The sequence below is a fragment of the Streptomyces sp. CNT372 genome (assembly GCF_000377145.1).
In genome coordinates, this window is the sequence record NZ_KB897779.1 from 193,909 (window position 1) to 206,782 (window position 12,874).

The window sequence follows — 12,874 nt, forward strand, 5'->3', positions numbered from 1 at the left end:
TGTGAAACTCTAGCATCCCGATCGCGGTGCTCAAAAATCCGTATCCCCGCGGCCTTCGGGCGGAGTGCCGGCCCTCCCGGACCCGCTCCCACCTGCGGCCCCGCCCCGGGGTGATCACACGTCCGGCGGTCGCGCCGACCGCCGGGCCCGTGATCGTCCGGCACGCGCGACGCCCCCGTGCCGGGGCCGGCACGGGGGCGTCGGAGGCGGGGACCGGGCCGTGCCGGGTCACTCGTTGGCGGCGCGGGGGCGGTCGTCGTCCGCGTACTGGTCGAACAGCGGGGTGCGGCCCCGGTCGCGGGAACGGCGCTGCTGCGGCGGGCGGCGCCCGGACGGCGACTCGGTCACCGGCGGGGTCACGGGCTCCTGCGGATCCTGCCGCGCCTGCTCCCGGTGCCGGGACTGGGCCGGCTCCGCGGCGGAGGAACGGGCCGAGCTCCAGGTCTCCGGATCGCTGACGTCCACCCCGCTCGTGGCACGCGGGGCGACCGGCGCGGTGACGTACGTGGGGAGGGGCACCGGGACCGGGTCCCAGCTGTCACCCGTCGCCGGACCGCGCTGACGGCGCTGCTGGTCGACCCACTCCGCGTGGTCGGTCTGCTCGACGAGGGCGCGGCGGCCGGCCTCCTGCGGGGAGATCGCGGGCTCGGGCTGCGGCTCCGCGTGCGGGGGCGGCTCCCCGTCGGACTCCTCGGCGCGCGCGCCGGACTGCCTGCCCCGCGGCCCCTTCTCGCGCAGCCGCTGGGCCGCCGCCTCGGCCTGCCGCCGGTCCATCACATAGGCGAAGCGCCGCCGCTCCTGCTTGCGCAGGTGGGCGATGTAGCTGCTCAGCAGCACCGCCGGGACGGCCGGCGCCCACAGCAGCCCGAGTCCCCCGACGGCCGCGACGACCGCGCCCGCGGTGAAGGCCACGAAGAGGACGGAGGTGGTGCGTCTGCGCCGCGCCAGGACCTTGCTGCGCCGTGCGCGCTCGGCGGCCGCCCGGTTCTGGCGGCCGGGCGGGCGCACGGGCGCGGACCGCGCGGACCGGCGGGGCCGTTCCGCGGGGGCCGGAGCGTCCTGGCGCGCGGGCGCCGGGGCGGTGTCCTGGCGCACTTCGGTTCGGGGCGCGGCGAAGGCCCGGACGTCCACGGAACTCAAACGGTCCGTGGCCGCGTCCGGGTCGACGTCGTACTCGGGCTGCTCGGCCGTGCGTCCCCGCTGGTCCTTGGCGTAGCGCCGCTCCATCCCAGCCCGGCCGGACAGCAGCCGGATGGCGGTGGAGAAGCGTTCCGTCGGACGGGCTTCGTTGAGCTCGTCCTGCCTGCGGAGCCACATCGGCACCAAGTAGGCGGCCCAGGCCCCGACGATGACTGCGTAGATGAGGCCGCTGCTGCTCACGCATCACACGGTAGAGGGATTCGCGCAACGGCATCCGCCAATTGGCCCGGTGTGTCGCACGATCTGGCTGATATCACGGACTTTTTTTGTGATTACTCAGATCGGATCAGGATCGACGTCGACCAATTTCGAACACTTATTTTATTTCTTGTGCCGTTCCGGGCGGCGGCCCGGGTGTGGTCCGCGTTCGTGCCTGGTGCCAGCGCCGGAGCAGCCCGTCGGGCACCTCCTCGGCCGTCAGGGCGAACACCAGATGGTCGCGCCAGGCGCCGTCGATGTGCAGATAACGGGGGCGCAGACCCTCCTCGCGGAATCGGAGTTTCTCCACGACCCGGCGGCTGGGCACGTTCTCGGGGCGAATGCAGACCTCGATCCGGTGCAGACCGACCGCCCGGAAGCAGTGGTCCGCCGCCAGCGCCACGGCCGTGGGCATCACCCCGCGGCCCGCGACCTCACGGTCCACCCAGTAGCCGACGTGTCCGGAGCACATCGAGCCCCACGTGATCCCCGCTACCGTCAACTGCCCCACCAGCCGCCCCTGGTACTCGATCACGAAGGGCAGCATCCGGCCGGCGTTCGCCTCGGCACGCAGATGGCGGACCATCTGACGGTACGTGGGGCGCCGCGCCACCGGGCCACCCGGGGCGGGCGGCGGAATGGTCGCCTCCCAGGGGCGCAGCCAGTCCCGGTTGCGCCGGTTGACCTCCCGCCAGATCCGTTGGTCGCGCAGCTTTATGGGGCGCAGGACGACATCGCCGTCCGCCAGGACCACGGGCCAGGTCACGTTCATGACGCCGGGCGCACCGGGGCGTCGTGCGAGCCCGAGCCGTTGGGCCGGGGGCCGTCAGGGGCGGAGGCGTCCGGGGCGGAAGCGTCCGGGGCGGAAGCGTCTGCCGGGGCACCCTCCGCCGCGGCGTTCTCCGCCGGACGCGTGTGGTCGCCGCCGCGGATCTGGTCGACGGCGTGCTTCAGCAGGTGCTCCAGGACGGCCAGCCCGTCCCGGACCCCGCCGGTGGAGCCGGGCAGGTTGACGATGAGCGTGCGGGAGGCCACCCCGGCGAGCCCCCGCGAGAGGGCCGCGGTGGGCACCGTGTCCCGCCCGTACGCCCGGATCGCCTCCGCGATGCCCGGCACCTCGCGGTCGAGCAGCGGACGGGTGGCCTCCGGGGTGCGGTCCGTGGGCGAGAGGCCGGTGCCGCCGGTGGTGACGATCACGTCGTACGCGGCCTCGACCCCGTCGCGCAGGGCTTTGGCCACCGGGTCGCCGTCGGGCACCACCCGGGGGCCGTCGACCGCGAAGCCGAGGACCGTGAGCTTCTCCGCGATCAACGGCCCGCCCCGGTCCTCGTAGACCCCGGCGGCGGCCCGGTTCGACGCGGTGACGACGAGGGCACGGTAGGCGGCCGTGGCGTGCTCCGTGGTGGCGGTGGCGCTCACGAGTCCGCCCCTTCGCGCGTCCAGTCGCCGGACTTGCCGCCCGTCTTCTCCTCGACGCGGACGCCGGTGATGACCGCCGCCTTGTCGACCGCCTTCACCATGTCCACCACGGTGAGCGCGGCCACGGAGACCGCCGTCAGGGCCTCCATCTCCACGCCCGTGCGGTCCGTCGTCTTCACGGTGGCGGCGATCTCGACCGCGTCGTCCGCGACCGAGAGGTCCAGCTTCACCCCCGAGACCGCGAGCGGGTGGCACAGGGGGATGAGGTCGGGGGTGCGCTTGGCACCCATGATCCCGGCGATCCGTGCGGTGGCGAGGGCGTCCCCCTTGGGCACGCCCTCGCCGCGCAGGAGGTCGACCACCCGCGGGGAGACGAGGACGCGGCCGGTGGCGCGGGCGGTGCGCTCGGTCACGTCCTTCCGGGAGACGTCGACCATGCGGGCCGCCCCCGCCTCGTCGATGTGCGTCAGCCTGCCTTGCGTGCTCATGTGCGCCAGCGCTCCCGGTTCGGACCCGTCAGGGCCTTGTGTGGGCAGACACGCTACCGCCACCGCGCCCTCCTCACCCGAGGAGGACCACCTCGACGTCCGTCCCCGGCTCCACCGAGGTCACCGCCTCCGGGACGACGATCAGGCAGTCCGCGTGTGCCAGGGCGGCCACGAGGTGGGACCCGGCGCCGCCGACCGGTGCCACCCGGCCCTTCTCCTCGTCGTAGGCGCCCCGCAGGAACTGGCGCTTGCCGTCCGGGGAGGTCAGCGCCTTGTCCGCGACCAGTTCGGCCCGGACCCGCGGGCGGTGCAGGTCGGGCAGCCCCATCAGACGCCGGATGGCGGGGCGGACGAACAGTTCGAACGACACATAGCTGGAGACGGGGTTGCCCGGCAACGCGAGGAGCGGGGTGTGCTCCGGGCCGATGGAGCCGAAGCCCTGGGGCTTGCCGGGCTGCATGGCCAGCTTCCGGAAGTCGATACCGCTGCCCGGCACGTCCTCGTCCCCGACGGAGGCCAGCGCCTCCTTGACCACGTCGTACGCCCCGACACTCACGCCGCCCGTGGTCACCAGGAGGTCGGCGCGGATCAACTGGTCCTCGATGGTGGCGCGCAGCGTCTCGGCGTCGTCGGTGACGGCGCCGACGCGGTAGGAAAGGGCGCCGGCGTCTCGGGCCGCGGCGGCCAGCGCGAAGCTGTTCGAGTCGTAGATCTGCCCCTCGGCCAACGGCTCGCCGGGCTGGACCAGTTCGCTCCCGGTGGACAGGACGACCACCCGCGGACGGGGGCGCACCCGCACGGTGCCGCGGCCGATGGCGGCGAGCAGGCCGATCTGCGGCGGTCCGAGGACCGTCCCGGCGGGGAGGGCGAGGTCGCCCGCCTGCACATCACTGCCCCGGGCACGCACATGGGCGCGCTCCTCGGCCGGCCGGTGCACCCGGACCTCGCCACTCCCGCCCTCGGGGGCCTCACCGGCCGGGCGCATGGTGGTGACCGCGCCGCCGCCCGCGCCGCCGTCGGTCCACTCGACCGGGACGACCGCCTGGGCGCCCGGGGGCAGGGGGGCGCCGGTCATGATCCGCGCGGCCTGGCCGGGGCCGACCGTGGGGAGCCCGCCGCTGCCCGCCGCGACATCGCCGATGACGGTGAGGACGGCGGGGAACTCCTCGCTCGCCCCGGCCACATCGGCGACGCGGACCGCGTAGCCGTCCATGGAGCTGTTGTCGAACGGGGGCAGCGCGACCGGCACGGTGACGTCCTCGACCAGGACGCAGCCCTGCGCGTCCGGAAGCTGGAGCTCGATCGGGTCCAGCGGGCGGACCGCGGCGAGGATGTCCTCCAGGTGGTCGTCGACCGACCAGATCGTGCTGCTCACCGTGTCACATCTCCTCGGTCACGAAACTGCGAAGCCAGGCGCGGAACTCGGGGCCCAGGTCCTCACGTTCGCACGCGAGTCTGACAATGGCACGCAGGTAGTCGCCGCGGTCGCCGGTGTCATAGCGGCGGCCCTTGAAGATCACGCCGTGCACGGGTCCGCCGTCGCGGGGGGCGGACGGCGCGGAGCCCCCGTTCGCGTGGTGCGGGGCGCCGGTGCCGTGCGCGTCGGCCAGCTTCTGGATCGCGTCGGTCAGCTGGATCTCGCCGCCGCGGCCCGGTTCCGTCTCGCGCAGTATGCCGAAGATCGCGGGGTCGAGGACGTAGCGGCCGATGATCGCCAGATTGCTGGGGGCCTCGGCCGGGTCCGGCTTCTCGACCAGTTCGGTGATCTGGACGACGTCGTCCTCGCCGGTGGGCTTCACGGCGGCGCAGCCGTACTGGTGGATCTGAGCCGGGTCGACCTCCATCAGCGCGATCACGCTGCCGCCGAGACGGGCCTGCACCTCGACCATGCGCGCGAGCAGGGGGTCGCGCGGGTCGATGAGGTCGTCGCCGAGGAGGACGGCGAAGGGCTGGTCGCCGACGTGCGGGGCCGCGCACAGGACCGCGTGGCCGAGACCGCGCGGATCGCCCTGCCGGACGTAGTGCATGGTGGCGAGGTCGCTCGACTCCTGCACCCGGGCCAGCCGGCCCGCGTCCCCCTTGCGGGACAGGGCCTCCTCCAGCTCGTAGTTGCGGTCGAAGTGGTCCTCGAGGGGGCGTTTGTTACGGCCCGTGATCATCAGGACGTCGGAGAGGCCGGCGGAGACGGCCTCCTCGACGACGTACTGGATCGCGGGTTTGTCGACCACGGGGAGCATCTCTTTGGGGGTGGCCTTCGTGGCAGGCAGGAACCGGGTGCCGAGGCCGGCGGCGGGGATGACAGCCTTGCTGATCCCGGGGTTCGACTGAGTCATGCGGAGCACCATAGCGACAGTGCATGGGAGGAAGATGATGCTCCGGTTAACTTCGTCCTCATACAGGCGTATACGAGAGGTTCACAGACGGCCAATGAGCACCGACATGTCAGGAAAGAGTGCCCTGCGGGCCGAACTCCTCGCCTCCCGGCGGCTGCTGTCCGCCGAGGACGTGCGCGCGGCGGCGGCGGTGCTCGCCCGGCACGCCCTTCTCCTGCCGGAGCTGGCCGGCGCCGGGACGGTTGCCGCCTATGTCTCGGTCGGCAGTGAGCCGGGGACCCGTGCGCTGCTGGAGGCCCTGCGTGCCCGGGGCACCCGCGTCCTGCTGCCGGTGCTCCTGGCGGACAACGACCTGGACTGGGGCGTCTACCGGGGGCCCGACCACCTCGCCCCGGCCGGCCGGGGACTGCTGGAGCCGGACGGGGAACGCCTCGGCCCGGCGGCCGTGACCTCCGCGGACGCCGTCCTGCTGCCCGGCCTCGCCGTCGACGGGCACGGCATGCGCCTGGGCCGCGGGGGCGGTTCGTACGACCGGGTGCTGGCCCGTCTCGCCGCCGCGGACGCCGACCCCGCCCTGGTGGTGCTCCTCTACGCGAACGAGGTGGTCGCGGCGGTCCCGGCGGAACCGCACGACCGCCCCGTCCACGCGGTCGTCACCCCTCAGGGCGTGCGGCGCTTCACGGAGCCGACGTGGTGTCCGGCGGGAGAAGCCTGAGCCGGTCCACCGTCGCCTTCTCGACGGCGGCGGGGCTGTAGGCCCAGTCCAGCAGCTCGCCATCGGCCCACTTGTCGGTCTGGTCGGTGTAGTGCGCGTTGTAGGCGTGACCCGACGCCCCGGTGAGGTTGATCCACCGGGACCGGTCCCAGTCGCCGACGTTGAGGACCATCCGCATCGAGGGGACCCAGATCACCCCGTACCCGGAGGCCGCGTTCCATCCGGTGGCGTTGACCGCCGCCTCGCCGCCGCCGAGCTTCCAGGGGCCGCGGTTCAGTATGCGCTGGAGGAAGCCGGGGCCCTCGGTGCCCAGGGTCTGGTTCTTGAGGTTCAGCTGGTGCAGGCGTCCCCAGCTCCAGCTGGATGCGTCCTTGCCCATCTCGGCGGTGAGTTCCCAGCGCGCGTCCTCCATGGCCCGGGCGAGCAGTCCGTCCCGGGTGTCGGTGGGGTCGTCGGTGCGGGTGCCCGGGGTGCGCCACCACTCGTTGTCCGCGTCGTTGAGCAGCCGGCGCACCACCTCGTACCAGCGGTCGCCGCCGTCGGGCTGGGCGGACCCGGAGTCCCGCTGGCCGCACTCGCGCACGCGCTCGGTCAGGTCGTCGTCGGGCGCGGTGCTGTCGGCGGGGAGGACGTTCAGGCACTCGCCCTCGATCCGGAGCTCCTTGGGCAGCTTGTTGCCGAAGGCGAGCTTGAGGACGTTGCGCCAGACGGCGTTGAAGTAGGCGGCGGCGCCGGAGTCCGGCTCCTGGGTGTAGTCCCAGCCCTCCAGCAGCTTCTGGGCCTCGCGGACGTAGGGGTCGGAGACGTCGATCTTCAGTAGGTAGGGCGTCAGCAGCTTGGCAATCTCACTGCTGTTGTCCATCTGCATGGACCGCATGTCCTCGGTGGAGATCTTGCCGCCACCGCGGATCTTGGACTCGACGAGGTCGTTGATGCGCTGGCTGCGGGCGCCGTAGCCGTAGTCCTCCGAGATCAGGTAGGGGTACTTCTCCGCGTCGATCACGGCCTGGTTGGCGGTGACGATGTAGCCGCGGCGGGGGTTGTACTCGTAGGGCAGCTCGTCGAAGTCGATGAAGCCGTCCCACTTGTACTCCGGGTCCCAGCCGGGGGCGGGGACGGTGCCGTCGCCCTCGGCCCGGACCGGGATCTTTCCGGGTGCCTGGTAACCGATGTTGCCCTTGGTGTCGGCGTAGATCATGTTCTGCGAGGGGACCTCGAAGTCCCGGGCAGCGGCGCGGAAGGACGTGAAGTCCTTGGCGCGGTTCAGGGCGAAGACGGCGTCCATGCTCTTGCCGGGCTGGAGCGCGGTCCACTGGAGCGCGACGCCGTAGCCGGAGCCGCGGTCGGGCGCCGCGTTGGAGACCGGGGCGCGGTCGCCGACCTTGGCGAGTTCGTCGCTGCGGTCCGAGACGAGCGGGCCGTGCCCGGTGGAGCGGACGGTGATCGTCTTGTCCGAGCCTCCGGCGACCTTGATGACCTCCTTGCGGGTGGTCAGCTTCTTCTCCCGGTCACCGACCAGGTAGGAGTCGCCGTTGAGCTTCTCCAGGTAGAGGTCCGTGACATCGGCGCCGAGGTTGGTGAAGCCCCAGCCGATGTCCTGGTTGTGACCGATGACCACACCGGGCATACCGGAGAAGGTGTATCCGGCGACGTCGAAGGAGCACTGCGGGGACACCTTCCGGCAGTGCAGGCCCATCTGGTACCAGAGGGACGGCAGCTGCGGCGCGAGGTGCGGGTCGTTGGCGAGGAGGGGCTTGCCCGTCGTCGTGTACGTGCCGGCGACGACCCAGGAGTTGGAGCCGATGCCGCTGCCGTTCGGGCCGAGCAGCTCGGGGATGGCGTCCAGGGTGTCGGACAGGGCGCCCAGCTGGGAGTTGAGGCCCGCGGCGGCGCCGGCGGTGCTGCCGCCACCGGTGCCGGTGCCCGTACCGGTACCGCCCGTGCCGTTGCCCGTACCGGACCCGGTGCCCGTTCCCGTGCCGTCTGATCCCGTGCCCGTTCCCGTGCCGTCTGTTCCGGTGCCCGTTCCCGTGCCGGTCCCGGTGCCGTCCGTGCCGGAGCCGTTCGCGGTGCCGGAGGGCCGGGCCTCGGGGTCGAAGGCTCCCGTCGCCGGGTCGATACCGCCGCCGGGGACGATCGGCTTGTTCCGGTCGAAGGGGTAGGCCGGGTAGAGGTCGCGGATCTGTTCGTCGCTCAGGCGGCTGGTGAGGAGCGAGCGGTCGATCTCGTCCTGCATGTTGCCGCGCAGGTCCCAGGCCATGGCCTTCAGCCAGGCCACGGAGTCGACCGGGGTCCACTGCTCGGGCTTGTAGTCGTTCTCGAAGGCGAGGGCGGCGTACTCGACGGAGATCTCCTCGGCGGAACGCCCCTTCAGGTAGGCGTTGACGCCGTCCGCGTAGGCCTGGAGGTACTTCTTGGTCTGCGGCGAGAGCTTGGTGTCGTACTCCTGCTGCGCGACGCGGCGCCAGCCGAGGGTGCGCAGGAAGGCGTCCGTCTCGACCTGTCCGGACCCGAACATCTCGGACAGCCGGCCCGAGGTCATGTGCCGGCGGACGTCCATCTCCCAGAACCGGTCCTGCGCCTGGACGAATCCCTGGGCGCGGAACAGGTCTTCGTCGCTGTCGGCGTAGATCTGCGGGATGCCGTAGTTGTCACGCCGGACCTCGACCTCGCCGTCCAGGCCCTCGATGGTGAGCGATCCGGTGGTCTGGGGGAAGGAGGCGCGAACGGTGCTCACGCTCCAGTAGGCCCCGTACCCGACACCCGCGACGAGCGCCAGCACCAGGACGAGCACGAGCAGTCGGGCGCGTCGCCCCTTCTTCTTCTTGGGGGAAGAGGCTGTTGTGTTGGCGGGCATCGCTGTCCTTCGAGGGGCAGGGTGGTCCTGGGAATGCTGAGGCAACTCTAGGCGCAGCGGCCGACCGGCCCGGACGCGGTATCCACAAGGCACCCTGCTTCCCTGATGATCAGATATTCACGCCGTCAAGGAAACGTTAAAGCTTAGGTAAGGTAACGAAGTACCGCTGCCGGCACGACGTCCGTTGCCACGCCGGGCGCGAGGGAAGGATCGGCCACTGACTGTCCACCAGCTCAATGAACTTCTGCTCATCTGCTCGCTCGTGCTGCTCATCGCCGTCGCGGCGGTACGCATCTCGTCCCGGAGCGGGCTGCCCAGCCTGCTGCTGTATCTCGGGATCGGGATCGCGATGGGTCAGGACGGCCTGCTCGACGTCCACTTCGACGACGCCGAGCTGACGCAGGTGATCGGCTACGCCGCACTCGTGGTGATCCTGGCCGAGGGTGGCCTTGCCACCCAGTGGAAGGAGATCAGACCGGCTCTGCCCGTAGCCGCCGTGATGTCGACGGTCGGCGTCGCGGTGAGCGTGGGCGTCACGGCCGCGGGCGCCCACTATCTGATCGGCCTCGAATGGCGCCAGGCACTCATCATCGGTGCGGTGGTGTCCTCCACGGACGCCGCGGCCGTCTTCTCCGTGCTGCGCAAGGTGCCGCTCCCGTCCCGGGTGACGGGTGTGCTGGAGGCGGAGTCGGGCTTCAACGACGCCCCGGTCGTGATCCTGGTCGTGGCCTTCTCCACGGCCGGTCCGATCGACGACTGGTACGTCCTGGTGGGGACGATCGCCCTGGAGCTCGCGATCGGCGCGGCCATCGGCCTGGCGATCGGCTGGCTCGGCGCCTACGGCCTGCGGCATGTGGCGCTGCCCGCGTCCGGTCTGTACCCGATCGCGGTCATGGCGATCGCCGTCGTCGCCTACGCGGCGGGCGCGATGGCGCACGGCAGCGGGTTCCTCGCCGTCTACCTCGCCTCGATGGTCCTCGGCAACTCCCGGCTTCCGCACGCGCCGGCGAACCGCGGCTTCGCCGAGGGGCTCGGCTGGATCGCCCAGATCGGCATGTTCGTCCTGCTCGGGCTCCTGGTGACGCCGCACGAGCTGGTGGACGACTTCTGGCCGGCCGTGGTGGTGGGCCTGGCCCTCACCCTGGTCGCGCGGCCGCTGTCGGTCCTGGTCAGCCTGGCGCCGTTCCGTCTCCCGTGGCAGGAGCAGGCCCTGATGTCCTGGGCCGGGCTTCGCGGAGCGGTGCCCATCATCCTGGCGACCATCCCCATGGTGGCGGGGGTGCCGGGCAGCGACCGCATCTTCAACATCGTCTTCGTCCTGGTCGTCGTCTACACCCTGATCCAGGGGCCGACGCTGCCGTGGCTCGCCAGGGCCCTGCACCTCGGAAGTTCCACGGAGGCGGCCGATCTGGGAGTGGAGTCGGCGCCGCTGGAGCGGCTGCACGGACATCTGCTGTCCGTGGCCGTTCCCGAAGGCTCCCGGATGCACGGGGTGGAGGTCGGGGAGCTCCGGCTGCCGCCGGGTTCCGCGGTCACCCTCGTGGTGCGGGAGGAGAAGAGCTTCGTGCCCGGACCCACGACCGTGCTGCGGCACGGGGACGAGCTGCTCGTCGTCGCCACCGACCCGGTGCGTGACGCGGCGGAGCGGCGGCTGCGCGCCGTGGCGCGGGGCGGGAAGCTGGCCGACTGGCTGGGCACGGGCGGCTCAGCGTCGCGCCGCTCCCCTTCGAGGAGAATGCCCGACAAGCACGGAATGCGGTGAAGTGTAGGGGTCTCTCAGTGGGCGCCACCGATTCCCAGGCGGAACAGGTCTGAGCCCCTGTACCATGAAGGCACACTGATCGACCAACTCTGCCTGACGCAGAGCTGGCGCGACCGTATGGCGGCCGCGGAGTCCCCCGCTGTGGACCCCGGTATCTACCGCAGTTCCGCGCAAGAGGACAGCTCTCGGCAGCTCCCGGCATCCCGGCGAGCGCTACCAGGCGGCAGAAAGGCAAGGGCCGTGGCATCCACGGTCGCGTCCGGCAAGCGCCCTGGCTACGGGCAACTGCTCCGCACCCCCGGAGCATGGACGTTCCTTCTCCCGGGCTTCGCCGCGAGGCAGCCCTTCGCGATGCTGACCATCGGCATCGTCCTGCTGGTCCAGCACACCACCGGCTCCTACGGCAGCGCCGGCGCCGTAGCCGCGGTCACGGGCGTCTCGATGGCCCTGTTCGCACCGCAGAGCGGCAAGCTCGCCGACCGGTTCGGCCAGCGCGCCGTCCTGCTGCCCGGCGTAATGGTGCACGCTCTCTCGGTGTCCGCGCTGACGGCACTCGCTCTGGCAAACGCCCCGCTGTGGGCCCTCTTCGCGGCCGCCGTGCCGGCCGGCGCCTCGGTGCCGCAGGTCGGGCCGATGGTCCGCGCCCGGTGGGCGGCACGCCTCCAGGGCTCGCCGCTGCAGCAGACCGCGGCGGCGTTCGAGTCCGTGACGGACGAGTTCACCTTCGTGGTCGGCCCGGTCCTCGCGACCGCCCTGTGCACGGGCGTCCACCCGGCGGCCGGTCTGATCGCCGAGGCCGGGCTCACGCTCGTGGGCGGCCTGCTCTTCGCCGCCCAGCGCCGCACCCAGCCCGCCCACGGCCACATCGCCGGGACGAGCCGCCGGGCCTCCGCCCTGTCGGTGCCCGGCGTGCGGGTGCTCGCCGTCGCCTTCCTCGGGATCGGCTCGGTCTTCGGCGGGATGCAGGTCTCCCTCACCGCGTTCAGCGAGGAGATCGGGCAGCCCGGCGTGAACGGCCTCCTCTACGGACTCTTCGCCGCGGGCAACATGCTCGCCGGTGTCGCCGTCGGCGCCATCGCCTGGAAGAGCGGCCCCCGCCGTCGCCTCATCGTCGGGTACGCCGCGCTCACCCTCGCCGCCTCCCTGCTGTGGACCGCGCACTCCGTGGCCCTCCTCGGCGCGCTCGGTCTGGTGGTCGGTCTGTGCATCGCTCCCTCCCTGATCACCGGCTACACGCTGGTGGACTCGCTGGTGCCGGCCTCCGCCCGCACGGAGGCGTTCACCTGGCTGACCGGCGCCGTCGCGCTCGGGCAGGCCGCCGGTGTCACGGTGGCCGGGCGGCTCGCCGACGGCTACGGCGCGAGCGCCGGATTCGCCGTGCCGCTCGCCGGTACCGCGCTGGCGCTGGCCACCCTGGTGGCCCTGCGCTCCCGGCTCACTCCGGCGACGCCCGGACGGGTGGCGGCACGTGGGATCGGTCACCGAGTGCCGGTGACGGTGGACTGATCCCGCGGAATACGTCACTATGGACCGTCGTTAGCACTCATCGAGTGAGAGTGCCAGGAGGAAGACAGTGCCGACCTACCAGTACCAGTGCACCGAGTGCGGCGAGGGCCTCGAGGCGGTGCAGAAGTTCACCGACGATGCCCTGACCGTCTGCCCGAGCTGCGACGGACGCCTCAAGAAGGTGTTCTCCGCGGTCGGCATCGTCTTCAAGGGCTCCGGCTTCTACCGCAACGACAGCCGCGGCTCCTCGTCGAGCAGCTCCCCGGCGTCGTCCACCTCGAAGACGTCCGACACGAAGTCGTCCACGGCTTCCGCCTCGTCCACGTCCTCGACGTCGTCGAGCACCGGGTCCGCCACCGCGTCGAGCTCTTCCGGCTCGGCCGCCTGACACCTCCG

11 protein-coding genes are annotated in these 12,874 nt (G+C 72.1%); 4 read left to right on the forward strand and 7 right to left on the reverse strand.

Annotated features, from left to right (window positions below; all coding sequences use genetic code 11):
* Positions 1-228: 228 nt before the first annotated feature.
* From sepX to C593_RS0108810, 6 genes are all read right to left on the reverse strand, one after another.
* On the reverse strand, positions 229-1,380 hold the full coding sequence (gene sepX, locus C593_RS0108785) for a divisome protein SepX/GlpR (RefSeq protein ID WP_018846930.1): 1,152 nt from the start codon (positions 1,378-1,380) through the stop codon (positions 229-231).
* A gap of 136 nt (positions 1,381-1,516) precedes the next feature.
* Entirely contained in the window at positions 1,517-2,170 is a 654-nt protein-coding gene (locus C593_RS0108790; RefSeq protein ID WP_018846931.1) for a GNAT family N-acetyltransferase, read from the reverse strand.
* Positions 2,167-2,817 (reverse strand): MogA/MoaB family molybdenum cofactor biosynthesis protein, encoded by a 651-nt coding sequence (locus C593_RS29130; RefSeq protein WP_018846932.1) that lies wholly within the window; start codon positions 2,815-2,817, stop codon positions 2,167-2,169. Before C593_RS29130 ends, C593_RS0108790 begins: the two co-directional genes overlap by 4 nt.
* On the reverse strand, positions 2,814-3,305 hold the full coding sequence (gene moaC, locus C593_RS0108800; RefSeq protein WP_018846933.1) for a cyclic pyranopterin monophosphate synthase MoaC: 492 nt from the start codon (positions 3,303-3,305) through the stop codon (positions 2,814-2,816). The genes C593_RS29130 and moaC overlap by 4 nt, the downstream gene beginning before the upstream one ends.
* A gap of 73 nt (positions 3,306-3,378) precedes the next feature.
* On the reverse strand, positions 3,379-4,680 hold the full coding sequence (gene glp / locus C593_RS0108805; RefSeq protein ID WP_018846934.1) for a molybdotransferase-like divisome protein Glp: 1,302 nt from the start codon (positions 4,678-4,680) through the stop codon (positions 3,379-3,381).
* Positions 4,681-4,684: 4 nt separating this feature from the next.
* On the reverse strand, positions 4,685-5,638 hold the full coding sequence (locus C593_RS0108810; protein WP_026277497.1) for a UTP--glucose-1-phosphate uridylyltransferase: 954 nt from the start codon (positions 5,636-5,638) through the stop codon (positions 4,685-4,687).
* A gap of 94 nt (positions 5,639-5,732) precedes the next feature.
* Here C593_RS0108810 and C593_RS0108815 point away from each other — a divergent pair, with 94 nt between their 5' ends.
* A complete protein-coding gene (locus C593_RS0108815; protein ID WP_020610267.1) occupies positions 5,733-6,353 on the forward strand; it encodes a 5-formyltetrahydrofolate cyclo-ligase in 621 nt (206 codons plus the stop codon).
* On the opposite strand, the gene C593_RS0108820 is transcribed toward C593_RS0108815, so the two are convergent.
* The gene (locus C593_RS0108820; RefSeq protein ID WP_018846937.1) at positions 6,316-9,210 is read right to left on the reverse strand and encodes a penicillin acylase family protein; all 2,895 of its coding nucleotides are present in this window, start codon (positions 9,208-9,210) and stop codon (positions 6,316-6,318) included. The two genes, C593_RS0108815 and C593_RS0108820, sit on opposite strands and share 38 nt — an antisense overlap.
* Before the next feature lie 262 nt (positions 9,211-9,472).
* Between C593_RS0108820 and C593_RS29135 the strand changes: the two genes are divergently transcribed.
* From C593_RS29135 to C593_RS0108835, 3 genes are all read left to right on the forward strand, one after another.
* Positions 9,473-10,972: a potassium/proton antiporter gene (locus C593_RS29135; protein WP_018846938.1), complete on the forward strand. Its 1,500-nt coding sequence runs from the start codon at positions 9,473-9,475 to the stop codon at positions 10,970-10,972.
* A 240-nt stretch (positions 10,973-11,212) separates the two neighbouring features.
* Positions 11,213-12,478 (forward strand): MFS transporter, encoded by a 1,266-nt coding sequence (locus tag C593_RS0108830; RefSeq protein ID WP_018846939.1) that lies wholly within the window; start codon positions 11,213-11,215, stop codon positions 12,476-12,478.
* Positions 12,479-12,545: 67 nt separating this feature from the next.
* Positions 12,546-12,866, forward strand: coding sequence for an FmdB family zinc ribbon protein (locus C593_RS0108835; protein WP_018846940.1), 321 nt, complete (start codon positions 12,546-12,548; stop codon positions 12,864-12,866).
* The last annotated feature ends 8 nt before the right edge of the window (positions 12,867-12,874 follow it).

Excerpts from the sequence above, each read along its gene's own strand:
- C593_RS0108790 (WP_018846931.1), bottom strand. The coding sequence starts at position 2,170 with ATGAACGTGACCTGGCCCGTGGTCCTGGCGGACGGCGATGTCGTCCTG.
- moaC (WP_018846933.1), bottom strand. The coding sequence starts at position 3,305 with ATGAGCACGCAAGGCAGGCTGACGCACATCGACGAGGCGGGGGCGGCC.
- C593_RS0108810 (WP_026277497.1), bottom strand. The coding sequence starts at position 5,638 with ATGACTCAGTCGAACCCCGGGATCAGCAAGGCTGTCATCCCCGCCGCC.
- C593_RS0108815 (WP_020610267.1), top strand. The coding sequence starts at position 5,733 with ATGAGCACCGACATGTCAGGAAAGAGTGCCCTGCGGGCCGAACTCCTC.
- C593_RS0108820 (WP_018846937.1), bottom strand. The coding sequence starts at position 9,210 with ATGCCCGCCAACACAACAGCCTCTTCCCCCAAGAAGAAGAAGGGGCGA.